We start from the raw sequence: 21,925 nt of genomic DNA on the forward strand, positions 1-21,925 counted from the left end.
CGCTCCATGCTCCACGGCCGCTCCGCGCGCGTTGACCCGCCGCAGCCGATCTTTACATAGAGCCATGCGCGGCGCCCAACATGTCCGCCGCCGCAGGTCGGGAGAGTGCCGTGGTCACCGAGAAGGACGTTCTTTCCGCGCTCGCCAATGTTTTGGGGCCGGACGGCAAGCCTGTCACCCAGTCGGGGGTCGTGTCGGGCCTCTCCATCCAGGGCGCCAAGGTCTATCTCTCGCTTGGCGCCGATCCCGGCCGGGCGGCCGAGGCGGAGCCGATGCGCAAGTCCGTTGAGGCCGCCGTCAAGGCGCTGCCGGGCGTCGAGGCCGTGCTCGTCACCCTGACGGCCGAGCGCGCCCCGGGTTCAGCCCCGGCCGCGCGGCCCGGGCCGGCGTCGCCGGGGCCTCGCGCGACCGCGGCGACGGCCCGAGCCGGCGTGCCCGGCGTGAAGCGCATCATCGCGGTGGCGTCCGGGAAGGGCGGCGTCGGCAAGTCCACGACGGCCGCCAACCTCGCGCTGGCGCTCGCCGCGCAGGGATTGAAGGTCGGCATCCTGGACGCCGACATCTACGGCCCGTCCATGCCCAAGCTGTTCAATCTCCACGAACGGCCCGAGATCCTCGAGGGCAAGGTCATGAAGCCGCTTGAGGCCTACGGCCTCAAGATCATGTCCATCGGCTTCCTGATCGAGGACGAGACGCCGGTGATCTGGCGGGGCCCCATGGTGATGTCGGCGTTGCAGCAGATGCTGCGCGAGGTCGCGTGGGGCGATCTCGACGTGCTCGTGGTCGACATGCCGCCCGGCACCGGAGACGCGCAACTCACCATGGCGCAGGCGGTGGCGCTGGCCGGCGCGGTGATTGTCTCGACGCCGCAGGACCTCGCGCTGATCGACGCGCGCCGCGGAATCGCGATGTTCAACCGCACGGATGTGCCAGTGCTGGGCTTGGTGGAGAACATGTCCACCTTCATCTGCCCGCATTGCGGCGGCCGCTCCGACATCTTCGGCCATGGCGGCGCCCGCCACGAGGCGCAGCGCCTTGGCGTGCCCTTCCTGGGCGAAGTGCCGCTGCACATGGAGATCCGCGAGAAGTCCGACGCAGGCCTGCCCGTGGTCGCGACCGCACCCGACGGGCCGCACGCACAAGCCTACAAGGCCATCGCCGCACAGGTTTGGGCCGGGCTCGAAGCCGGCCGGGCGGGAGCGCGCCCCGCGCCGAAGATCGTCATCGAATAGCCTACGGCCAGGCCGGGGCGGCATGCAGCGTGACCCCGGCCAGGAACACGACGAGCAGCAGCTTCGACGCCCAGTGATCGAGGCCGAAGATCAGGGGCTGCAAGGCCGCGCGAAGCGCCCAGAAGCCCGCCCCCAAAAACAGGAAGCCGCGGCCCAGCGCGTCCGTGGCCACCAAGTCGGGTTTAAGCGCCAGCACCGCGCCCGCTGCCGCAAATACAAAGACCAGCATCAGGTTCAGGGTCACCAGGATGCCCCTGTTCACGGGATCCAGTTTGGCCAGCCGGGAGCGCCAGCGAAACAGCAGCGGGAAGGCGAGATGAAACGCCGCGAACGCAAGGTCGAACGCGCCCGCGGCCCCGATCAACGACGTCGCGCTCAATCCCGCCATTTGCTCATATCCCCTGGTATGCGCACATATTCTACCTTCGGACGGACTGGCCGAGGCCGGGAGGGGTGAATAGCGCTTGCGCGGCGCAATATCTCCGGCCCGCTACTTGCAAACCGCATGGGGCCGTCGCATAGCAGAACCGCGCTGCGCGTGAGGCTTCGAGACCTCTGGCGGGCATTGCCGCGCCCGCCTTGTTGGTCCACATTCAGCGCCCGATGGGCGAGCCGCAAGGTTTCGCCATCTCAAGAAAAGCAGCAAAACAGGCCCACCCCCTTGGGCCCTTCGGAGGGACCGTTGCAATGAAGCGTCGCCAATTTATCCAGACCGCAGCCATCGGGGCTGCGGCCAGCGCCGTCGCGGCGCCTGCCATCGCGCAGTCCAGCCCCGAGGTGAAGTGGCGGCTGACATCCAGCTTCCCGAAGTCGCTTGACACCATCTATGGCGGCGCCGAGTACATGGCCAAGATGGTCTCGGAAATGACGGACGGCAAGTTCCAGATCCAGGTCTTCGCCGCCGGCGAGATCGTGCCTGCCCTGCAGGCTCTGGACGCCACCCAGAACGGCACCGTCGAGGCCTGCCACACGGTGTCCTACTACTATGTCGGCAAGGACCCGACCTTCGCGATTGCGGCGTCCGTGCCATTCGGCCTCAACGCCCGCCAGCAGAATTCCTGGCTGTTCCAGGCCGGCGGCAACGAGCTCTTCAACGAGTTCTACAAGAAGTACAATGTCATCGGCGCGCCCTGCGGCAACACCGGAACCCAGATGGGCGGCTGGTTCCGCAAGGAGATCAAGACCTCCGCGGACCTGAGCGGCCTCAAGATGCGCATCGGCGGCATCGCCGGCCAGGTGCTGCAGAAGCTCGGCACGGTGCCGCAGCAGATCGGCGGCGGCGACATCTACCCGGCGCTCGAAAAGGGCACCATCGACGCGGCCGAGTGGGTCGGCCCCTATGACGACGAGAAGCTCGGCTTCAACAAGGTCGCTCCCTACTACTACTACCCTGGCTGGTGGGAGGGTGGCCCCACCGTCCACGCCTTCTTCAACCAGGAGAAATTCAACGCGCTGCCGAAGCACTACCAGGCCATTCTGCTCAACGCCTGCACGGCCGCGAACACCTGGATGCAGGCGCGTTACGACATGCAGAACCCGGGCGCGCTGAAGCGCCTCGTCGGCGCCGGCGTGCAGCTTCGTCCCTTCCCGCAGGAGGTGATGGAAGCCTGCCTGAAGGCCTCCAACGAGCTCTATGCCGAGATCAGCGCCAAGAACGAGGACTTCAAGAAGGCGATCAACGCCATGATCGCTTACCGGAACGAGGAATACCTCTGGTTCCAGGTTGCCGAGTTCACCTTCGACAACTTCATGATTCGCGCCCGCGCACGCCAGTAAGGCGACAAGCGTTTCTGCTTCCGACACCCCGGGGTTCGCGCCCCGGGGTTTTTTTTGCCCAGCGCAAGCTTGGCGCTTGAAACTTCGCGAATGGATCCGATATGCGTCTATCGGGATGCGCCATTGCGTCAAACGCATAAGAACGCACCGGTTGGAGGGGACATGTTGGAACGCCGTAAATTCATCGCTGCAGCCGGCGCGGGACTTGCCGCAACCGCGGTCGCAGCGCCCGCTATCGCGCAATCCACGCCAGACGTGCGCTGGCGCTTGACGTCCAGTTTTCCGAAATCGCTCGACACGATCTACGGCGCGGCGGAAGTCTTCGCCAAGCTGGTCGCCGAGGCAACGGACAACAAGTTCCAGATCCAGGTTTTTGCGGCCGGCGAAATCGTACCCGGCCTGCAGGCCGCCGACGCCATCCAGAATGGCACCGTCGAGTGCTGTCACACGGCGCCGTATTACTATGTCGGCAAGGATCCGACTTTCGCGTTTGGCACCGCCGTGCCGTTCGGGCTGAACTCCCGCCAGCAGAACGCCTGGTTCTACCACGGCGGCGGCATGGAGCTGCTGAACGATTTCTTCAAGAAGTACAATATCGTCTCACTGCCCGGCGGCAATACAGGCACGCAAATGGGCGGCTGGTTCCGCAAGGAGATTAAGACACCGGCCGACCTGAACGGCCTCAAAATGCGCATCGGCGGTCTCGCCGGCCGCGTTATCCAGAAGCTCGGCGCCGTGCCGCAGCAGATCGCTGGCGGGGACATCTATCCGGCGCTCGAGAAGGGCACCATCGACGCGGCCGAGTGGGTCGGCCCGTACGACGACGAGAAGCTCGGCTTCAACAAGGTCGCGCCCTACTACTACTATCCGGGCTGGTGGGAAGGCGGCGCCGCGCTGCACTTCTTCATCAACACCGAAGCCTGGGCCAAGCTGCCGAAGAATTATCAGGCGATCGTCACTGCTGCTGCCGGCTACGCCAATGTCGACATGCAGGCGAAGTACGACGCCCGCAACCCGGCCGCCGTGCGCCGGCTGGTGCAGAGCGGCGCGCAATTGCGTCCGTTTTCGCCTGACATCATGGAGGCCTGCCAGAAAGCCTCGGTCGAACTTTATGCCGAAATCTCCAAGGACAACGCGGATTTCAAGAAGATCCACGATGCCTACATGGCGTTCCGGAACGACGAATATCTGTGGTTCCAGATCTCCGAGTTCACCTACGACAGCTACATGATCCGCTCGCGCGCGAAGGGGTAGGGGGCCCCGGCCGCGCGCGCTTCAGCGTCGCGGCGCTTCTGCGTGCAGCCCCGGGAGCTCGTCTCCCGGGGTTTTTGCGTTGCACAACCCTGGTCAACGGCCGAGGCTGTTTCCCGCCGCCTCGGCGGCGTCTATAGGAGCCACAACCGCCACGTCTGAAGGACAACCCATGAAAGTCGCCCTGATCGGATCCCGCTGGTTCGCAGCCCGGGTGCTCGACATCCTGCTGGAACGGGGCGACGAGGTTTTCGTGCTCGGGACCAATGGCGAGGACCAGCTTGGCAAGCTCGCGACCGAAAAGGGCGTGCCGCATTCGCTGCTCGACAACCCGCGCCGCATCGAGGCCGAGATGCTGCCCGACGGCTCTTATGATGCGATGATCGCAGCCCATTGCCACGCCTTCATCGGCGCAGGCGCGCGCGCCAAGGCGCGCAACGCGTTCGGCTACCACCCCTCGCTGCTGCCCCGCCATCGCGGCATCGCGGCCGTGGAGTGGACCATCAAGGCGCGCGACCCGATCGGCGGCGGCTCCATTTATCACCTGTCCGAAGGCTGGGATGATGGCCTCGTGGGCGAGCAGGAGTGGTGTTTCGTCTATCCCGACGACGACGCCGGCTCGCTCTGGAAGCGCGAACTCGCCCCGATGGGACTTCGCCTGATCCGCCGCGCGCTGGAAACAATCGAGAAAACCGGAACGCTGCCCGGCCATGCCCAAGACCCCAAGGTCGTGACGCTTGCGCCGATGAGCGGTCTTTAGTCTCCGCAGCGCACTTCGCCATCCAAACGAAAAGGCCGGGAGCTGATCCCGGCCTTTTTGTTTATTGTCAGCGCTTACTGGATCTTCGGCGGGGCGCCGAAGTCCAACGCCGGCGGCCCGTCGTCCATGTTCGGCGTCAGGTTGTTGAGCTGCTCCATCGCCTTCTTCTGGTCCACAACGGGGCCGCTGCTCTTGTAGTGCATGACCATGCTGGGGAAGAGCAGCACCAGCGCCACCATGATGAGCTGGATCACCACGAAGGGCACCGCGCCCCAGTAGATCTGACCGGTGGTCACCGGATCCATCATCTTGCCCGTCACCCGGTCCTTGTAGGGCTCGCGCGGGGCCACCGAGCGCAGGTAGAACAGCGCAAAGCCGAAGGGCGGGTGCATGAACGACGTCTGCATGTTCACGCCCAGCATCACGCCGAACCAGATCAGGTCGATGCCGAGCTTGTCGGCCACCGGCCCGATCAGCGGCACCGCGATGAAGGCGAGCTCGAAGAAGTCGAGGAAGAACGCCAGAACGAAGATCAGCAGGTTCACGAAGATCAGGAAGCCGACCTGTCCGCCCGGCAGGGAGGTGAGCAGGTGCTCCACCCAGACGTGGCCGCTGACGCCGAAGAAGGTGAGCGAGAACACGCGCGCGCCGACCAGGATGAACACCACGAAGGCCGAGAGCTTCGCGGTGGATTCGGTGGCCTGGCGCATCAGGTCCCAGGTGAGGCGCCGCTTGGCGATGGCCAGCAGCACCGCGCCCGCGGCGCCCATCGCGCCGCCCTCCGTTGGCGTGGCGAGGCCGATGAAGATCGTGCCGAGCACCAGGAAGATGAGGCCGAGCGGCGGCACCATCACGAACACGGTCTGCTCCGCCATGCGCGACAGCAGCCCCAGCCCTAAGAGCTTGTTGATGACCGCGATCGCGAAGGACACCGCCACCGCGACCGTCATGGTGAGCACCACGAAATCCGCGCCTGCGCCGACCTTGGTGAAGTTCTTGATCACCAGATAGCCGATCACGCCCGAGATCACGGTGACGACCAGCACGGAAAGGCGGCGGGTCTGCCCGTCGGCGTCGCGCAGCGTCTGCGCCTCCGGCGGCAGGCCGGGGGCCGCGGCCGGGAAGAACACGCTCACGCCAAAGACGTAGAGCGCATAGAGCAGCGCCAGCACGAGGCCGGGGATGAACGCCCCCTCATACATGTCGCCCACCGAGCGGCCGAGCTGGTCGGCCATCACGATCAGCACGAGCGAGGGCGGAATGATCTGCGCCAGCGTGCCGGAGGCTGCGATCACGCCCGATGCGAGCCGGCGATCATAGCCGTAACGCAGCATGATCGGCAGCGAGATCAGGCCCATCGAGATCACCGAGGCCGCCACCACGCCCGTGGTCGCCGCCAGGAGAGCCCCCACGAAGATGACCGCATAAGCGAGGCCGCCGCGCACCGGGCCGAAGAGCTGGCCGATGGTATCCAGCAGGTCCTCGGCCATCCCTGATCGTTCAAGGATCAGCCCCATGAAGGTGAAGAATGGAATGGCCAGCAAGGTGTCGTTGTTCATCACCCCATAGACGCGTTCCGGCAGCGCTTGCAGGAAGTCGGGGCGGAACAGGCCGAGCTCGATGCCAAGCAGCGCGAAGAACAGGCCGTTCGCCGCAAGGGCAAAAGCGACCGGGTACCCCAGCAGCAGGAAGAGCACGAGGGCGCCGAACATGATCGGCGCCATGTTCTCGATGAGGAAGGCGGTCATGGGGAATGATCCCGGGAGGACGAGTGCAGGCGAAGGAGGCGGATGCGCCCCCGAGACGTTCGGCAGGCTAGTGCGGCTTGGGATCGGCGACCGGATCGAGCCCGGCGGCGGCCAGCAGGCGCTGCGCCTCCGCCTCCGCGGAGGCGTGATGCCCGCCGCCGGAGGCCGTATCGGCGAGGTGGCCACGCATGATCGCGACGCGCTTGATCAGCTCCGAGATCGCCTGGAAGAAGAGCAGGAAGAACGCCAGCGGCACCAGGAACTTGGCCGGCCACTGCGGCAGTCCGCCCGCGTTCTGCGACTGCTCGCGGATCATGAAGCTGCGCGTGAAGAACGGCCAGGACGTGATCAGCATCACGATGGTGAGCGGCAGCAGGAACAGCGTGTGGCCGATCACGTCGATCCAGTCGCGGCCGCGCTTGGGCAGCATGCTGTTCACGATGTCGATGCGGATGTGCTCGTTGCTGAGCAGCGTCCACGGCGAGCACAGCAGAAAGACGATGCCGAACAGCACCCACTGCAGCTCGAGCCAGGCGTTCGAGGACACGTCGAACAGCTTGCGGATGATGGCGTTGGTGGTCGACACGATCACGGCCGCGACGATCAGCCAGCTCAGCCATCGTCCAAGACGCGTGTTGATGCCGTCAATCAGACGGCTGAACGTCAGCAAGCCGGACAACACACCCCTCCATCGTGCACAACGTGTGCTTTTTGTTTTGCAGAAACCGCCGCGAACGCAGCAAAGAGACCCGCGGCACGGGTCACGCTATAACATCCTGTCTGCCCTGCTGCTAGCGCAGGTCTGCGGCTTCGGGGAGGTTTTTCGCCAAGCCTGCACTCTCGCGTTGAAACCTGCCCGCAAGCTACGGCGCCGGCTCACAATTCGCCGCCGCCGACGCGGTCGCGGGCTCCATGCGGGCGCGGATGCGCTCCCGATGAATGGTGTAGATCCCGCTGCCGATCACCAGCGCCGCGCCCGTGATCGTCATCGCGTCCGGCAGCTCGCCAAACACGATGGCGCCGGCCAGCACGGCCCAGATGATCACGCTGTAGCGGAAGGGTGAAACAACCGATACGTCGACGTCCCGGAACGCCGTAATCACGAAGAACTGCCCGAGCATCACCGCGGCTCCGGCGCCGATCAGATACAGCCACTGAACGGGAGCGAGGTGGACCCAGTTCTCGACCGTGATCATCCCCAGCCCGCTCAGGCACACGGCCGTGGAGGTCGCGGTCAGAATGGCCGCGGTAGGGATCGCCCGCGGAATGCTCCGGGTCACAAGATCGCGTCCAGCCACGAAGAAGGCCGACAGCAGGGCGACAAAGCTGTAGGCGTCGAAATGCGAACCGGTCGGCCTCACGACGAGCAGGACACCGCCGAACCCCACCAGAACGGCCAACCAGCGCCTCCAGCCCATGGGCTCGAGCCCCGAAACCGCGCAGGCGACGGCGATCAGGATCGGCGCCGACTGGCCGATCGCCGTTAGGTCCGCGAGCGGCAGGTGCCCGAGTGCGATCACGAAGCAGATAGCCACAACGGCTTCGAGGCCGGCGCGCAGCGCGACCCAGCCCGAAAGCGTATCGGGAAGCCGGCGGATCTGCCCAAGCCCGAACAGCAGCACCAGGCTGAACAAGATTGCGAACGCGCCGCGGATGAACACCACCTCGCCAGGCGGCGCTGCTTCGCGGACGATCTTCATCATCGTGTCGCTGGTTGTGAAGATCGCCATGGCGGCCATCATGGAGAGGATGCCGCGGCGGTTCTGAGCAAAGCTGTGCATGGATTATCGCGTGATTTTCGCGAGACCCTACACGGTCAGCCGTTCCCTTCCAGCACAATCGAATGTCCGTCGCCGACGCAGGGCGAACTTGATAATCAACAAGCTATACGAGTGAAGTAGTTTAGCTGCTCGTTAAGGCGCCCGGTGTAGGGTTCCGTCATGTGATGGATCCGCCCGCGCGCATGTCCTTTCTCGACGACCTCCGCTCCCGCCAGAAAGCGTTCTCCCTGAACCGGGAGAGCGAGGCGATCATCCGTGGCCTCCGGTCCGTTGTTGAGCGAGACGGCCCAAGCGTGCTGCGCGCCTACTATGCGACGTGGCGCGATCTTCCAGGCTTCGACTCCTTCGCCGAGAGATACGCCGAAACCTATGTGGCCTTTCAGTCGCGCTATTACGGCGAGATGTTCGACGGCAACATGGACGACGCCTATGTGGGGCGTCTGAAGGAGACCATCGGCCGCGAGATGCGCGATGGGTATGGACCCCGCATCCGCCTCGCAAGCGCCGTGGCGCTGTCGGCGCACCTCTTCGATCACATCGGCGCGCATCACGTGTTCTCGGGCCGCAAGGTCGCGCAAAAATGCGCCGCCGTGATGCGCTATGTCGCCGTGGACGCGCTTAACGCCATGGCGATCGAGCAGGCGGAATTGAAGCGGAGCCTCGAGGAGCGACGGGAGAAGGTCGACAACGCGCTTGCCTCCTTCACGGCGACGTCCGGCAGCGTCTCGACGGCGATGATCTCCACGTCGGAGGCGGTCGAGACAACAGCGGCCGAAACCCTGTCCGCGTCCGAGCACGCCCGCCGCGAGGTCGACCGGGCCGACAACGCCTCGCGCGAGAGCGCCGATCGGGTCAGCGCCACCGCCACCGCCACCGAGACCCTGTCGCGCTCCATCGGGGCGATCGGCGAGCAGGTGCAAAAGAGCCTCGGCGTCACGCAGCGCGCATCCGCGGACGTCGCCGAGATGGCCCGTACGATGCGCGAGCTGGCCGGGGCGGTGGAGCGGGTTGGCTCCGTGGTCGGCCTCATCTCGGAGATCGCCGCGCAAACCAACCTTCTCGCCCTCAACGCCACGATCGAGGCTGCGCGCGCAGGCGAATCCGGACGAGGTTTTGCGGTGGTGGCTTCCGAAGTGAAGTCGCTGGCGGCGCAAACCAGTCGGGCCACCGACGACATCGCTAACCAGATCCACGCCATTCAGGCCGCTACGCAAGCCTCCGTAAGCCAGATCGCCACCATCGTGGATTCGATCGACCAAGTGTCGGGCATCGCCTCCGTCATCGCCGAAGCCGTGGACGAGCAAAGCGTCGCCACCACGGCTATCGCGACGGGCGCGCAGGATGCCGCCCGAATGGCCGCAACGGTGGGCGAAGCGGCCAACAGCGTGCGCGTCGCGATGGGTGCTCTGGAAAAGTCCGGCGGCGCCATGCGCGAGCGCTCCAACCAGCTCGCGCAGCAGTCCAACGCCTTCGGCTCGGAACTGGATCTGCTCGTCTCCCGTTTGCGCTCCGCTTGACGTTCGGTATCGGCGCGTCGCCAGATGCGTCGGCCGTTGCGGCCCGCAAGGAGATTTCCAGTGTCAACGATCCCCCATCGTCTCGCCGGGCGTTTCGCCCTCGTCACCGGCTCATCCCGCGGCATCGGGTTGGCGGTGGCGATACGCTTCGCCCAGGAGGGCGCGATCGTGGCGATCAATCACCGCAATGATCCCGAGGACGCCGACAAGGCCATCGCCAAGCTTCATGAGGTCACGGCGGCCGCCGGCCTGCCGAAAGTCGACCACCGGATCGTGGTAGCGGACGTCGCCCGGGAAGGCGACATCGAGCGCGCCATCGGCGAGCTCGTGTCAGGCTGGGGACGGCTCGACATCCTGGTCAACAACGCTGGCATCCAGAGCGAAACGCCCGGCGACGAAATGTCGGACGACGACGTGTCGAAGATCCTCGACGTAAACCTCAAGGGCCCGGCGCTGGCCTCGCGGGTAGCGATCCGCCATTTTCTGTCGCGTCCGGGTGGCGGCGTTATCATCAACACGTCCAGCGTGCATGAGGCGATTCCGAAGCCCGGCTACGCCGCCTACGCGATGTCGAAGGCCGGGCTCGGCCATCTCACCCGCACACTGGCGTTGGAATTTGCCGAAAAGGGCATCCGCGTCAACGCCATTGGGCCGGGCGCGACCGTGACGGCCATGAACGACGCCTGGCGCAACGATCCCGCAAAGCGCAAGTCGGTCGAGAGCCACATCCCGATGGGCTTTGCGGGCGACCCGGAGGATATGGCCCCGGCCTACGCGTTCCTGGCTTCCGACGAGGCCCGCTATATCACCGGGCAGACGCTCTATATCGACGGCGGGCTGACGCTTTATCCGGACTTCAAGCATAACTGGTCGTCGTAAAGCCCGGAGGGCTGATCACCCCGGCCGGCTCAGTGGAACAGCTGCGCCAGGCCGTGGCCGAGCAGGCCGATCGCCAAGACCAGCATCGGCAGCAGCGTGGCCGAGAACCCGACCACGCGCAGCCGCAGGGGAGCGTCCTGCTGGATAAAGTACCAGGCGTGGACGGCCCGGCCGGCCGTGAAAACGGCTGCGAGACCGTGCAGCACGAAGCCCGGGGCGCCGATGGCCGCCGCGATGATCAACAGGATGAAGAACATGGGGATGTTCTCCACCGCGTTGGCGTGGCCGCGCATCACACGGATAAGCGCCGGAACGCCGCCATCGCCGATCGACACCTGATGTTGCCGGCGCAGCTTGCCGGTGGACCACGCCAGCCAGGCGAGAATGAAAACGTTGAGCGCCGCATAGACGCCGACGATCGGAAAACTATTCAACTGAGACCCCATCGGACTCGCAAAAACACGGTCCCGCGCCTCAAGATTGCGCGTATGGCGAAAACGTCAAGCTCAAGGCTCAGCCGCCCGTGACGCTCATGTGGCGGCCCACGGCCGGGCGGGCGGTATCGCGATCGATGATGAAATCGTGGCCCTTGGGCTTGCGCGCGATGGCGGCCTTGATCGCCGCGTCCAGCGCTTCGTCGCCCTCGGACGCGCGCAGAGGCGCCCGCAGGTCCGCGGCGTCCTCCTGGCCAAGGCACATGTAGAGCGTTCCCGTGCAGGTCACCCGCACGCGATTACAGCTCTCGCAGAAGTTATGTGTCAGTGGCGTGATGAAACCGATGCGCCCGCCGGTTTCCTTGGCGCGCATGTAGCGGGCCGGCCCGCCGGTGCGATACGGGATATCTTCAAGCGTGAAGGTCTGCGCCAGCCGTGCGCGCAGGTCGCGCAGCGGCCAGTACTGGTCGAATCGCGCCGGTTCGATGTCGCCCATCGGCATGACCTCGATAAAGGTCATATCCATGCCGCCTGCATGGGCCCAGTCGATCATGCGCTCGACTTCGTCCTCGTTGACGCCCTTCAGCGCCACCGCATTGATCTTCACCTGCATGCCGGCCCGGCGGGCGGCGTCCACGCCCTTCAGCACGACCGCGAGGTCGCCTCGCCGGGTAATGGCCTTGAACTTGTCGGGATCAAGCGTATCCAGCGACACGTTGATGCGCCGCACGCCGCACGCCGCGAGTTCGTCGGCGTAGCGCGCCAGCTGCGAGCCATTCGTGGTGAGCGTCAGCTCCTCCAGCGCGCCCGAATCGAGATGGCGCGACAGGTTCTCGAACAGCGTCATGATGTCTCGCCGCACCAAGGGCTCACCGCCCGTGATGCGCAACTTGCGCACGCCTTGGCGCACGAAGGCCGAGCACAGGCGATCCAGCTCTTCGAGCGTCAGCAGGTCCTTGCGCGGCAGAAACGTCATGTCCTCTGACATGCAGTACACGCAGCGGAAATCGCACCGGTCGGTGACCGACACGCGAAGATAGGTGATCGACCGGCCAAACGGATCGACAAGCGGGCGGGCCTGGGTCGGAAGCTGGATCGTCTCGGTCATGGGCCTGAGATGGTGCGGAGCCGCGTGGCGGAAAGGCATCTTGCCCGATATATGTGCGCTGGCAAGCGACCGCCACCGCCGACCTACCGGGCTCCATCGCGGCGCCGCCGTTCAGGGATCATCATCGCATGTCGAGCGTCTGGCCCACCGAAATCACATTGGCGAAAGACAAGCGCACGCTGCACGTGGCTTTTGACGACGGGACGTCGTTTGCTCTGCCGGCCGAGTATCTGCGCGTCGAGAGCCCCAGCGCCGAGGTGCAGGGCCATTCGGCCGCCGAACGCAAGACCGTGCCGGGCAAGCGCAACGTGCAGATCATCGGCGTCGAGCCGGTCGGCAACTACGCGGTTCGGCTGATTTTCGACGACATGCACCAGACAGGAATCTTTAGCTGGCCCTATCTGCGTGAACTCGGCGCGGAACACGAGACGCGCTGGGCCGCCTACATCGCCGAACTCGACGCCAAGGGCCTGAGCCGCGATCCGCCGCGCCGCCATTGAGCCGACGACCCAAACGAAAAAGGCCGGCGCGACGGCCGGCCTTTTGAGGAGAGTGCGGATCAGCGCTGGACGACGACCTGCGCGCCGACCTTCACACGCTCGTAAAGGTCGATCACGTCCTCGTTGACCATGCGGATGCAGCCCGACGACACGGCCTGGCCGATCGTCTCCGGCTCGTTGGAGCCGTGGATGCGGTACAGCGAGGTGCCAAGATACATGGCGCGCGCGCCAAGCGGGTTTTCCGGGCCGCCCGGCATGTACTTCGGCAGGTCGGGACGGCGGCGCAGCATCTCGGACGGCGGACGCCAATCCGGCCACTCGCGCTTCATCGTGACGGTCTTCACGCCGGCCCAGTCGAAACCGGGGCGGCCTACGCCGACGCCGTAGCGCACGGCCTTGCCGTCGCCCAGCACGTAGTACATGCGCCGCTCGGTGGTCGAGACGACGACCGTGCCGGGCTTGTACTTGCCGTCATAGCTGACGATCTCGCGCGGAACGGCGGTAGCCTGGGGCTTTGCGGCCTCCGGGTAGGCTTCCACCAGCGGCTGGCGGGTGAGGGGGTCGATCTGGTAGGCCTGGGCCGCGCCAGACAGGAGCAGTCCTGCGGTCACGCCAGCCAACGCGATAGCTATACGGCGCATCTGTGTTGCCTCGATTTCGGTCTCAGAATTGACAAATTGCGGCTGGGCCGCGGACCTTGAGCGTTACCCATACTCGTTTAAGGAATTCAACAACCTACCCGGGAGTTTCATCACGGATTGGTGTTTCATTCACCAACGTGTCGGGCGCGCCACAACTGCGGTCCTTTCTAGGCGCAAACAGGGCAGGCCCGCTGTGTCGAAACACACAAACCTCGTCTTGGTTTCCGGCCTTTGCCACCGTTTCGACGCCATGGTGAATGAATCGGCATACCTTCCGGCGGCATGCGTTCCGGGCGGATCGTCCCCAGTCACCCACACGCTTGACTTGCCGCGCGCGGCTGCCTAGAAGCCTGCCACGTTCGGTCTGGCCCCATGGCCGCCACGGACGGGCGCGTAGCTCAGCGGGAGAGCACTCCCTTCACACGGGAGAGTTCACCCCTGCAACTTCAATGGCTTGCGCGGGTGCTGTGGTTCAGATGAACCGAGGCGCAAGAGGATGGGCGATTAGCTCAGCGGCAGAGCGTCCCCTTCACACGGGGAAGGTCGCAGGTTCAATCCCTGCATCGCCCACCATTCTCTCTCACGCGCGGCGCTTCACGGGCCCGACTTCGAGGTCCACGGCGCTGCCGGTTTCCCGCAGATAGGTCGGCGAGAACTTTGCATAGACGCGCTCGGTGAGGCGGCTGTCGCTGTGCCCCAGAAACGCGGCGATCTCGGTCATAGGGCGCCCGGCCTCGGCCATGAAGCGCGCCGCCGAGTGCCGGAAGACGTGAGGCGACACCCACGGGCAGCCGATCTTCCGGCCAGCGGCCTTGATCCCCTTCTTCACCGAGCCAACCTTTTCGCCCGCCCACTCGATCACGTAGGAGCTAGTGGCCGATTCGCGCGCCTCGGCCAGCGCCGTGCGGGAGAGATTGTTCATGGGCACCGTGGCCCGGCCCTTGTTGGTGGTCGCGCGCTCGGGGTCATCGAGGTGAATGAGGCCGCGCTCGAAGTCGACGCGGTCCCAGGTCAAGTCGAGTATCGCGCCGGCGCGGCCCGCCGTGGTGATCGCGAGGATGGCGAACAGGCGCACATGCGGCGCGTTGCAGGCGTCAATCAGCGCGGACGCCTGCGCGCGGGACAGGTGCTTGTCGCGCGGCTTGGGCGGGGCCGGGCGCTTGATCAGCGGGGCCTTGCCGATCAGGTTCTGACCCTCGGCCCAGACGAGGCACATCCGCAAGCGGCCGAGCTCGGTCCAGATGGTGCCGTCGGAGCGACCCTTGGCGCGGCGCGCCTTGGTGTAGGCGTTGCACTCGTCCTCGGTGATGGCGTCGGCGAGGCGCGAGCCGAAGGCCGGGCCGATCGATTTCCACTCAAAGCCCATAGTGGTGGCGGCAGGTCGCTCGCCAAGGCTGGCGCGGTAGCCGTTCCAGCAGTCCTCGACGGTCACCGGCCTGCGCTCGGCTTCCGCGCGCAGCTTCTTGTATTGCTCGAAGCGGCGCTGGGCCTCTAACGGGTCATCCGTACCAAGCGAAGGGCGCTGTCGCTTCCCGTTTTCCCACCACTCGACGGCCCACTTTCCCCGATATTTGACGAGGCGCATTGCTCATATTCCTCCACATCAGCGAGCCGGAAGCGGAGCAGTTTCCCGCCCGCGCGAAAGCCGCGCAACTCGCCCCGCAGGAACAGGTTGCGGATATGCCGCTCGGAGCACTGCCACCGCTCGGCGACGTCAATGGGGCGCATGGCCTTGGGGCTCATGGCGTGCCTCCGGTTTCAAACTCCAGTCCACGGTCGTACTTCGCAACCCGCGCCGCGACGTCGGCGCAGCCGTGTTCCACGAGCACGCTAAGGCGGTGGTGGCCGTGGAGAAGCCAACCCTCGCCCTCGCTGATGAACAGCGGCAGCGGCTCGCAAAGCTGTGGCATCACTGCCTCTTCGCTGCGCGCCACGCCGTCGCGCAGCTCGTCCAGTCGTTCGACCTCCACCTCCACCTTGGCGTTGTGCTTTAAGGCTTGGAGGGCGTCGATAGTGTAGGGCCTGCCGTGCACGCCCGCCCTGCAGTCGAAGAGCGCGGCCGGGAAGTTGAGATAGCGCGCCTTGCCGGCGATCTCGCTGGTGTAGAGCTGGACACGCATTAATTCGAGACGGCCCATCATGCGCTCGGCTCCTTTGGCTGGCATTGGAGGGAAGGGAAGCGCGCGAGCCGCAGCCCGCGCGCGGTGGCGGCTCACGCCCGCATGGGCATGAGGACGCCGACGTAGTCGGGCGAGACGCCGACGGGGACGAGCCGCAAGGGCGAGCCCGGGTCGATCATCTGGAGCGAGACGTGCTCGGTAGTGAACTGGGCGAGCATCTCGCGCAGGTAGCTGGCATTGACGCCGAAGTAGTCGGCGGCGTGCTTGCCCTCGCCCACCGTGAGTGCGCGGGTCAGCTCGCCTTCCAGCTCCTCAGTGCCAGAACCGCTGTCGACGTCGCGGATCGAGGCCGTGAGGGCGGTGATGTCGACGCGGATGGCCGAGCTGGACTTGGCGATCGCGGTCAGGCGGGTGAGCGCCGAGATCACCTCGTTGCGCGAGAGCGTCAGGAGCGCCGCGTCGGGATCCAAAGCCGGGCAAACCCGCTGGTAGTCGGGAAAGGAGCCGTCAATCAGCTTGGACGTCAGCACCACGTCGGCCCAGGCAAACTGGATCTTAGTTTCGCTCACCCTCACGGTGGCGCCCTTGACGAACAAGCTGGAGATGACGCCCACGGTCTTGCGGGGCACGATCACGCCTGCGGGCAGCTCGCCGCCCTCGGGCATCTCGACAGTGGCCTGCGCTAGCCGGTGGCCGTCCGTGGTGACGCCGCGCAGGCATGTGACGCCGTTGGCGTTGGTGACCGGGTGCAGGAAGACACCATTGAGGTAGTAGCGGGTTTCTTCGGTCGACATGGCGAACGAGGTCCGCCCGAACAGGTGCGCCATAGCGTTCTCATCGAGCGGGAAGCTGGCCGCGCCCTTCTCGAAGGTGAGGTTGGGGAAGTCCTCGGCGGGCAGCGTCTGCAGCTTGTAGCGGGAGCGGCCGGACTGGATCGTGATCTGGCCCTCGTCGGCCGTCTCGATCCGCACCGTGGCGCCCTTAGGCACGCCACCCAGAAGGCGCTTCAAGGCGTCGTGCGGGATGGTGACCTTGCCAGGCTTCTCGACCTCGGCGGGGATCTTGTAGCCGAGCTGCAGGTCGAGGTCGGTGCCCGTTATGGCGACGTGCTCGCCCTCGGCTTCGAGCAGGACGTTGCTCAGGATCGGGATGGTGGTCTTCTTCTCGACGATAGCGTCAGAGGCCCTCATCGCGGCGAGGAGATGGTCGCACGAGACGGAAAACTTCATAGCGTGACCTTTCAAAGAGGTGCGGGGGCGAATTGAAATTGCAGAATAATGGAAATCACCGCCGGTGCAATACAGAATATTGCACTTGAGGGGCAAATTTGTAGCATGCGCTTGATGTGACCTCGAGCTAGGCCAGCGCGGCGACCGCCGCCCCGAAGGTGTTGAACAGGGTCAGGATTACACATCACGCGCCCGCATAGCGCGCCAGGAGCACGCATCCATGCAGTCGGCTTCGCGCCAATAGCTGCCGTTCGGGCCCTGCCAGGAAGCGGATGTCGCCAGGCGAAGTTGGTTCAGGATTGCTAACGGCCTTCAGCGGACGAACGGTCGGTTTTTTGATAGTCGGAGCGCATGACGGACAAGGCAAACATCCACGTGCAACGCGCCGATCATGTCGGCTTCGCGGTCGCCTCCCTCGACTAGGCCGTTCGGTTCTGGGTCGAGGGGCTCGGCGCGCGGCTCGTACGGACTGGCGAGATGGGAGGCGCGTTCCTCGGTCAGGTGACAGGAGCGCATGGGGCGCAGGTCCGCATGGCAATCGTCTCGCTGGCCGATCAGACGATCGAACCCCTAGAGTATTGGGGTCTGGTTCGGCCAAGCGTTCCGGCCAAGCCATTCGGCCCTGGCTTTGCGCATCTAGCCCTTGTGGTCGATGACATCGATGCAGTCCTTGCGCGGATCGTCTCCTACGGCTGGAGGGCGCAAGGCACGCCGCAGCCGATCACGAGCGGCGCACGCGCCGGAACGCAGGTGATCCACGCTCTTGGCCCTGACGGCGCGACGATCGAGTTCATGCAGCCGCCGTCTAACGCGCAAGACCGCTGACCTCACTGGAGCAGCGTCGGCGGACGGCCGCGACACAGACCCAGCCCGAGAGTCACCGAGACGCAAGCGTGAAAAAGGACGCGCTGATCCAAACTTCCGCCATCGCGCGATCGCGTTGCTGTCCGCCGATTACGCGCCGAACGTTCGCCATGTCCGAATGACGATCCCGGACAGGGTAACGAGGTCAGGTCACGTTGGACTTCGCCATCTCGAGATGGTGCCGAATGCCCGGAAGCAGCTTCTCGGCGAACGCCATCAGTTCAGCATCGCTGCCGGATTTTCCGAAGCGCTCGAGGAGCGATACCGCAGACTCGTGCGCCGCGACTTGCTCCTTGTAATCTTCGTGAACTCGGCACCGTCCAGCTTCTTCAGCTTATCGATCCTGGCCTGATGGCACTTGTCGAGTTTCGAGGGTAGCGGCGTCATGCCGATGTGGGGCTTCACGATGAGCGACAACTCGAACGAGGACTTCTGGTGGTCCTCGATCATCGTCGCCGGAAGTCGCGCGCCTTCTGATCGCCGCGGACGGCTGCCAGCTCGCTCGATTTCGTTTCGAACATGTCGCTCAGGGCGAATTCGGTCACGAAGTCCTTCGTCGATGGGCTCATGCCGACGGTGGCACTGACGCCGGTCTTCTCACCTGAGGATTGAGCGTAGGCGGGCGAAGCGACCGCCATGAGTAAGGCAAGCGCAAGTGCGGGTTTCATGCTGCATCCTCGGCGTGGACAGTCACGCGGTGCCAGGCGGTCATCAGGTAACCGGGGAAATCGTAGATCGATGCTGCCGTCTCGGGCTGGGTATGACAGCGCCCATACGCGCGTTCACGCGCTCGTGTCCCGCCATCGGCAGATCGTGAGGAATGAACGACGACGCCCGTGCGTTTTCTCTCCAGATGACGTCGCAATGGAGGAACGATGCGAACGCTCCAACTGGCCGTAGTCGGTCTGCTCGCGATGGGCTGCGTGGGCCACGCAGCCGAAACCACAAGGGCATCCGTAATCAACGCTGCCGGCATCGTCGCCACGGACATGAAGGCTTTTAGCGAGGCGATGGATCGATCGATGGCGCGGATGCATGAGGGCATGGCGGCTGCAAAACCGACCGGCGACCCCGACCGCGACTTCGCCGCGATGATGATCCCGCATCACCAGGGCGCGGTCGAGATGGCCGAGATCCAGTTGCGCTTCGGACGCGACGAGCGCCTGCGCCGTCTTGCCCAAGGTATCATCGTCGAACAGCGGCAGGAGATCGCAGTGATGCAGCGGATCCTCGACGAAAAACCCGCCGCTCCGCGCCAAGCCGCAGGCCCCTCGGCACCCGCGCACGGCCATCACGACCACAAGGACATGAAACCATGATCACGCGCCTGGCAGCCCTGCTGCTGCTCTCGACCGCTATTCCTGCTTTTGCCGGCCAGGCGCCCGGTCGCGCCGAGGCTCCCGATATCGCGATCAACAAGAGCGACCGATTCTACACCTCCGACCAGTTCTCCAACACGGTCTCGGTGATAGATCCGTCGCAGAACAAGCTGCTCGGCGGGATCAAGCTCGGCGAGCCGACGCCGGCCAATCTGAGCCCGCTCTATCGCGGGCAGGTGCTCGTCCACGGCATGGGCTTTTCGCCGGACGGCAAGACGCTGGCCGCCGTCTCTATCGGCTCCAACTCCGTTAGCTTTATCGATACCGCGACCAATGCCGTGAAGCACACGGCCTATGTCGGCCGCTCGCCACACGAAGCGTTCTTCCGTCCCGACGGCAAGGAGGTCTGGGTCGCGGTGCGCGGCGAAGACTATATCCAGGTGCTCGACGGCAAGAGCTTCGCGCCGACCGCGCGGATCAAGGTGCCGAACGGACCCGGCATGACGATCTTCTCCCCCGACGGGCGCTACGGCTTCGTCTGCTCGTCCTTCTCGCCGGAGACGGTGGCGATCGACACCAAGACCCGCAAGATCGTCGGCCGGATGACGCAGGAAAGCCCGTTCTGCCCTGATCTCGCGGCAACGCCCGACGGCGAGCAGCTCTGGCTAACGCTGAAGGATGTCGGCAAGACCATGGTCTTCGAGGCGAAGCCGCCGTTCAAGGCGCTGAAGACACTCGATACCGGGCCGATCACAAACCACGTCAACATCGTTCGCCGCGACGGCGGCCAGTTCGCCTATGTCACGGTCGGCGGCACCAACGAGATCAAGGTCTTCCGCACTACCGATTTCTTGCAGGTCGCTACCATCCCGGTCGGAGCGCTGCCGCACGGGATCTGGCCGTCTGGAGACGGGACGCGGGTCTATATCGGGCTTGAGAATGCGGATGCGGTCGCGGTGATCGATACAGCCAAGCAGGCGGTCATTGCGACCGTCCCCGTCGGCCAGGCGCCGCAGGGTGTCGCCTATGTGCCCAATGCGGTCCCGTCCGGCGACGGCATGACCAACCTTCAACCCCTTTCGGCGGCGCAGAACTCGGCGCAATTGTCGCTCGCAGGCTCTGATGGCAAGCCGGTAACGCAGGTGACGCTGTTCAATCAGGGGCTCGTCCAGATGCTGCAGGCCGCCGTCACCGGCCTCGAGCCTAAATCGGCCTATGTTCTTGCGCTCGCGAACGACGTGAAGGGAGAGACCGGCATCCAACCGCTGGCGCCCTTCATGACCAACCCGGCCGGAGCGGCGATCGTCAACGCGGTCGGGCCGATCCGGCAGGCGGTCGGCGATGCCGCACCCGACCAGAGGCGCTACTTGGTCATTCTCGCAGGTGGCCCGGACAAGCCGGGCACCGTGCTCCAGACACAGGTTCGATGAGGTCTTTATTCGATTTTGATGATCGATTAAAGTGAAACATTGCGTTGGATCGATAGATCGTCCAGTACCACTCTCTCCTCACAACATCCGGTTCGGATGCGCAATGTGAGGGAGAGGGTCATGGCGACCGTCGAATTCAACAGGCAGAATTTCGTCCAAGCCCGGCCGATCCTCGGCCCGGCCGCGCGAGGGCCGAAGCCGATTCCCCGTCGCAACCTCCTGCCGGCGACAGATGTTAATCCGGCCGCGATCGGCATCACGCTCGCCGGCTATGCCTGGCTCATCGTGCTAGCCTGGGCAGCTTTCGCCGGCGGCCCAAGCTCGCTTCTCCTCGTCATCGTCACCACGATCAGCGTGATGTTCTTCGGACTGCTAGTCGGCGGCGGCGCCTATAGCCGCAACACGACGCCGGAGCGCGAAACCGAACGCAGCTTCGCCGAATTTCTGGCCGGCGACGTGAACATCGCGACAGGACGAGTCAGCGGCAAGGACGCTCTCTTGCAGATCCTCGCATTGCCCATCGCTGCCGCAGTGGGTGGAACGGTCATCGTGCTGATCGCCGTCTTCGCGTGATCGAAGGCGCCTCAGGGCGCCTTCTTACCGTCGGCACCGAACTGCTTGAGATATGCCATCAGATCGTCGACTTCGGTCGGGTCCTTCAGCCCGGCATGCCGGGCACCTTGGCCTTCGGGTCCTTAATGTAATCGGCGAACGTCGCCTTGTCCCAGGTCAGGCCGGAGCTCTTCAAGGCCGTGCTGTAGCTGTAGCCGTCGTGGCTCGCGGCTTTGCGGCCGATCAGGCCGTTCAGGACCGGGCCGACCGTGTTCTTCGCGGTTTCGCCGACCTGGTGGCAGGCGCGGCACTGGTTGAAGATCTTTTCGCCCGATGCGGCGTCTTGCGCGTGAACCGGCGAGGACGCCACGCTGAGGACGACGCAGACGAAAGCATATTTTAGCATGGAATGTCCTTGGAAGCGCCGGCAAGGCACGGAGCGGTAGGCATTGCCGGCTTCGGAAGCGAAAGGGGTCAGTAGGTCTTGGCGAGATAGTCGGCGATGGCCTTGGCATCGGCCTCGTCGACCGGCGCGTGGTAGACCTTGATCATCTTCTGGACCTCGGCCTCCCAGAACGCCTGCCCCTTCTTCCCCGGCTGGTAGTTGATGTAGTCGACCGAGTGGCAGGCCATGCAATTGTTCTTGGCGGCGTCGAAACCGGGCTGGGGACCTGGCTTCAATTCCGCCGTTTCATCCGGAAGCTGATAGGTTTTGGGGGCGGCGAGCGCGATGCCGCCGGCCACGACGATGCAGGCCATGAGAGCGGCGCCGGCGAGGCGGATT

At 65.1% G+C, this 21,925-nt stretch carries 24 protein-coding genes, 1 tRNA gene and 3 pseudogenes; 12 read left to right on the forward strand and 16 right to left on the reverse strand.

Features of this window, described 5'->3' with window-relative positions:
• Positions 1 to 110: 110 nt before the first annotated feature.
• Positions 111 to 1,232 carry an Mrp/NBP35 family ATP-binding protein gene (locus tag IEV99_RS06705; RefSeq protein WP_188517685.1) on the forward strand — a complete coding sequence of 374 codons (1,122 nt, stop codon included), beginning with the start codon at positions 111 to 113 and terminating at the stop codon, positions 1,230 to 1,232.
• A 1-nt stretch (position 1,233) separates the two neighbouring features.
• On the opposite strand, the gene IEV99_RS06710 is transcribed toward IEV99_RS06705, so the two are convergent.
• Positions 1,234 to 1,620: a hypothetical protein gene (locus IEV99_RS06710; protein ID WP_188516899.1), complete on the reverse strand. Its 387-nt coding sequence runs from the start codon at positions 1,618 to 1,620 to the stop codon at positions 1,234 to 1,236.
• A 299-nt stretch (positions 1,621 to 1,919) separates the two neighbouring features.
• Between IEV99_RS06710 and IEV99_RS06715 the strand changes: the two genes are divergently transcribed.
• The 3 genes from IEV99_RS06715 (at position 1,920) to IEV99_RS06725 (ending at position 5,019) form a co-directional block, all read left to right on the forward strand.
• Positions 1,920 to 3,008 carry a TRAP transporter substrate-binding protein gene (locus IEV99_RS06715; protein WP_188516900.1) on the forward strand — a complete coding sequence of 363 codons (1,089 nt, stop codon included), beginning with the start codon at positions 1,920 to 1,922 and terminating at the stop codon, positions 3,006 to 3,008.
• 165 nt (positions 3,009 to 3,173) lie between these two features.
• Positions 3,174 to 4,262 carry a TRAP transporter substrate-binding protein gene (locus tag IEV99_RS06720; protein ID WP_188517686.1) on the forward strand — a complete coding sequence of 363 codons (1,089 nt, stop codon included), beginning with the start codon at positions 3,174 to 3,176 and terminating at the stop codon, positions 4,260 to 4,262.
• 169 nt (positions 4,263 to 4,431) lie between these two features.
• The gene (locus tag IEV99_RS06725; protein WP_188516901.1) at positions 4,432 to 5,019 is read left to right on the forward strand and encodes a formyltransferase family protein; all 588 of its coding nucleotides are present in this window, start codon (positions 4,432 to 4,434) and stop codon (positions 5,017 to 5,019) included.
• A gap of 74 nt (positions 5,020 to 5,093) precedes the next feature.
• Here the strand turns inward: IEV99_RS06725 and IEV99_RS06730 are convergent, their stop codons facing one another.
• The 3 genes from IEV99_RS06730 to IEV99_RS06740 form a co-directional block, all read right to left on the reverse strand.
• Positions 5,094 to 6,767 (reverse strand): TRAP transporter large permease, encoded by a 1,674-nt coding sequence (locus tag IEV99_RS06730; RefSeq protein ID WP_188516902.1) that lies wholly within the window; start codon positions 6,765 to 6,767, stop codon positions 5,094 to 5,096.
• 67 nt (positions 6,768 to 6,834) lie between these two features.
• A complete protein-coding gene (locus tag IEV99_RS06735; protein ID WP_188516903.1) occupies positions 6,835 to 7,446 on the reverse strand; it encodes a TRAP transporter small permease subunit in 612 nt (203 codons plus the stop codon).
• Between the two features lie 184 nt (positions 7,447 to 7,630).
• Positions 7,631 to 8,548, reverse strand: a complete 918-nt coding sequence (locus IEV99_RS06740) for a DMT family transporter (RefSeq protein ID WP_188516904.1) — start codon at positions 8,546 to 8,548, stop codon at positions 7,631 to 7,633.
• A 182-nt stretch (positions 8,549 to 8,730) separates the two neighbouring features.
• Here IEV99_RS06740 and IEV99_RS06745 point away from each other — a divergent pair, with 182 nt between their 5' ends.
• Together IEV99_RS06745 and IEV99_RS06750 are read left to right on the forward strand one after the other, a co-directional pair.
• Complete coding sequence (locus tag IEV99_RS06745; protein ID WP_188516905.1) at positions 8,731 to 10,065, forward strand: methyl-accepting chemotaxis protein; 1,335 nt, start codon at positions 8,731 to 8,733, stop codon at positions 10,063 to 10,065.
• 24 nt (positions 10,066 to 10,089) lie between these two features.
• Positions 10,090 to 10,944, forward strand: coding sequence for a glucose 1-dehydrogenase (locus tag IEV99_RS06750; RefSeq protein ID WP_188516906.1), 855 nt, complete (start codon positions 10,090 to 10,092; stop codon positions 10,942 to 10,944).
• 29 nt (positions 10,945 to 10,973) lie between these two features.
• On the opposite strand, the gene IEV99_RS06755 is transcribed toward IEV99_RS06750, so the two are convergent.
• Complete coding sequence (locus tag IEV99_RS06755) at positions 10,974 to 11,378, reverse strand: MAPEG family protein (protein ID WP_244643634.1); 405 nt, start codon at positions 11,376 to 11,378, stop codon at positions 10,974 to 10,976.
• Between the two features lie 79 nt (positions 11,379 to 11,457).
• On the reverse strand, positions 11,458 to 12,486 hold the full coding sequence (gene moaA, locus IEV99_RS06760; protein ID WP_188516908.1) for a GTP 3',8-cyclase MoaA: 1,029 nt from the start codon (positions 12,484 to 12,486) through the stop codon (positions 11,458 to 11,460).
• A gap of 128 nt (positions 12,487 to 12,614) precedes the next feature.
• Between moaA and IEV99_RS06765 the strand changes: the two genes are divergently transcribed.
• A complete protein-coding gene (locus IEV99_RS06765) occupies positions 12,615 to 12,986 on the forward strand; it encodes a gamma-butyrobetaine hydroxylase family protein (protein WP_188516909.1) in 372 nt (123 codons plus the stop codon).
• A gap of 59 nt (positions 12,987 to 13,045) precedes the next feature.
• Here IEV99_RS06765 and IEV99_RS06770 read toward each other — a convergent pair whose 3' ends face one another.
• Positions 13,046 to 13,627 (reverse strand): L,D-transpeptidase, encoded by a 582-nt coding sequence (locus tag IEV99_RS06770; RefSeq protein ID WP_188516910.1) that lies wholly within the window; start codon positions 13,625 to 13,627, stop codon positions 13,046 to 13,048.
• Positions 13,628 to 14,125: 498 nt separating this feature from the next.
• Here IEV99_RS06770 and IEV99_RS06775 point away from each other — a divergent pair.
• Positions 14,126 to 14,200 (forward strand) — tRNA-Val (locus IEV99_RS06775).
• Positions 14,201 to 14,207: 7 nt separating this feature from the next.
• Here IEV99_RS06775 and IEV99_RS06780 read toward each other — a convergent pair.
• From IEV99_RS06780 to dnaN, 4 genes are all read right to left on the reverse strand, one after another.
• Positions 14,208 to 15,059 carry a tyrosine-type recombinase/integrase gene (locus IEV99_RS06780; protein WP_188516911.1) on the reverse strand — a complete coding sequence of 284 codons (852 nt, stop codon included), beginning with the start codon at positions 15,057 to 15,059 and terminating at the stop codon, positions 14,208 to 14,210.
• A gap of 59 nt (positions 15,060 to 15,118) precedes the next feature.
• Positions 15,119 to 15,370, reverse strand: a complete 252-nt coding sequence (locus tag IEV99_RS06785; protein WP_188516912.1) for a helix-turn-helix domain-containing protein — start codon at positions 15,368 to 15,370, stop codon at positions 15,119 to 15,121.
• Positions 15,367 to 15,768 carry a hypothetical protein gene (locus IEV99_RS06790; RefSeq protein ID WP_188516913.1) on the reverse strand — a complete coding sequence of 134 codons (402 nt, stop codon included), beginning with the start codon at positions 15,766 to 15,768 and terminating at the stop codon, positions 15,367 to 15,369. The genes IEV99_RS06785 and IEV99_RS06790 overlap by 4 nt, the downstream gene beginning before the upstream one ends.
• A gap of 71 nt (positions 15,769 to 15,839) precedes the next feature.
• Positions 15,840 to 16,976 carry a DNA polymerase III subunit beta gene (gene dnaN, locus IEV99_RS06795; RefSeq protein WP_188516914.1) on the reverse strand — a complete coding sequence of 379 codons (1,137 nt, stop codon included), beginning with the start codon at positions 16,974 to 16,976 and terminating at the stop codon, positions 15,840 to 15,842.
• Between the two features lie 435 nt (positions 16,977 to 17,411).
• Here dnaN and IEV99_RS06800 point away from each other — a divergent pair.
• Positions 17,412 to 17,801 (forward strand): annotated as a pseudogene (locus IEV99_RS06800) (VOC family protein); the annotation flags it as partial.
• A gap of 184 nt (positions 17,802 to 17,985) precedes the next feature.
• On the opposite strand, the pseudogene IEV99_RS23950 reads toward IEV99_RS06800, so the two are convergent.
• From IEV99_RS23950 to IEV99_RS06810, 3 genes and pseudogenes are all read right to left on the reverse strand, one after another.
• Positions 17,986 to 18,075 (reverse strand): annotated as a pseudogene (locus tag IEV99_RS23950) (hypothetical protein); the annotation flags it as partial.
• A complete protein-coding gene (locus IEV99_RS06805; protein ID WP_188516915.1) occupies positions 18,057 to 18,290 on the reverse strand; it encodes a DUF4142 domain-containing protein in 234 nt (77 codons plus the stop codon). The pseudogene IEV99_RS23950 and the gene IEV99_RS06805, both read right to left, overlap by 19 nt.
• Entirely contained in the window at positions 18,287 to 18,508 is a 222-nt protein-coding gene (locus tag IEV99_RS06810; protein ID WP_188516916.1) for a hypothetical protein, read from the reverse strand. The genes IEV99_RS06805 and IEV99_RS06810 overlap by 4 nt, the downstream gene beginning before the upstream one ends.
• A 207-nt stretch (positions 18,509 to 18,715) precedes the next feature.
• Here IEV99_RS06810 and copM point away from each other — a divergent pair, with 207 nt between their 5' ends.
• The 3 genes from copM to IEV99_RS06825 all read left to right on the forward strand — a co-directional run bounded on the left by copM (position 18,716) and on the right by IEV99_RS06825 (position 21,162).
• Positions 18,716 to 19,159 (forward strand): CopM family metallochaperone, encoded by a 444-nt coding sequence (copM, locus tag IEV99_RS06815; protein WP_188516917.1) that lies wholly within the window; start codon positions 18,716 to 18,718, stop codon positions 19,157 to 19,159.
• Positions 19,156 to 20,589, forward strand: a complete 1,434-nt coding sequence (locus tag IEV99_RS06820) for a YncE family protein (RefSeq protein WP_188516918.1) — start codon at positions 19,156 to 19,158, stop codon at positions 20,587 to 20,589. The genes copM and IEV99_RS06820 overlap by 4 nt, the downstream gene beginning before the upstream one ends.
• Before the next feature lie 120 nt (positions 20,590 to 20,709).
• Positions 20,710 to 21,162, forward strand: coding sequence for a hypothetical protein (locus IEV99_RS06825; RefSeq protein WP_188516919.1), 453 nt, complete (start codon positions 20,710 to 20,712; stop codon positions 21,160 to 21,162).
• 11 nt (positions 21,163 to 21,173) lie between these two features.
• On the opposite strand, the pseudogene IEV99_RS06830 reads toward IEV99_RS06825, so the two are convergent.
• Both IEV99_RS06830 and sorB read right to left on the reverse strand, forming a co-directional pair.
• Positions 21,174 to 21,547: pseudogene (locus IEV99_RS06830) on the reverse strand (c-type cytochrome).
• A 68-nt stretch (positions 21,548 to 21,615) separates the two neighbouring features.
• Positions 21,616 to 21,900 (reverse strand): SorB family sulfite dehydrogenase c-type cytochrome subunit, encoded by a 285-nt coding sequence (gene sorB, locus IEV99_RS06835; protein WP_371875781.1) that lies wholly within the window; start codon positions 21,898 to 21,900, stop codon positions 21,616 to 21,618.
• Positions 21,901 to 21,925 lie beyond the last annotated feature (25 nt).

This window comes from Alsobacter metallidurans, from assembly GCF_014636935.1.
In the GTDB taxonomy this organism is placed as follows: Bacteria; Pseudomonadota; Alphaproteobacteria; order Rhizobiales; family Beijerinckiaceae; genus Alsobacter; species Alsobacter metallidurans.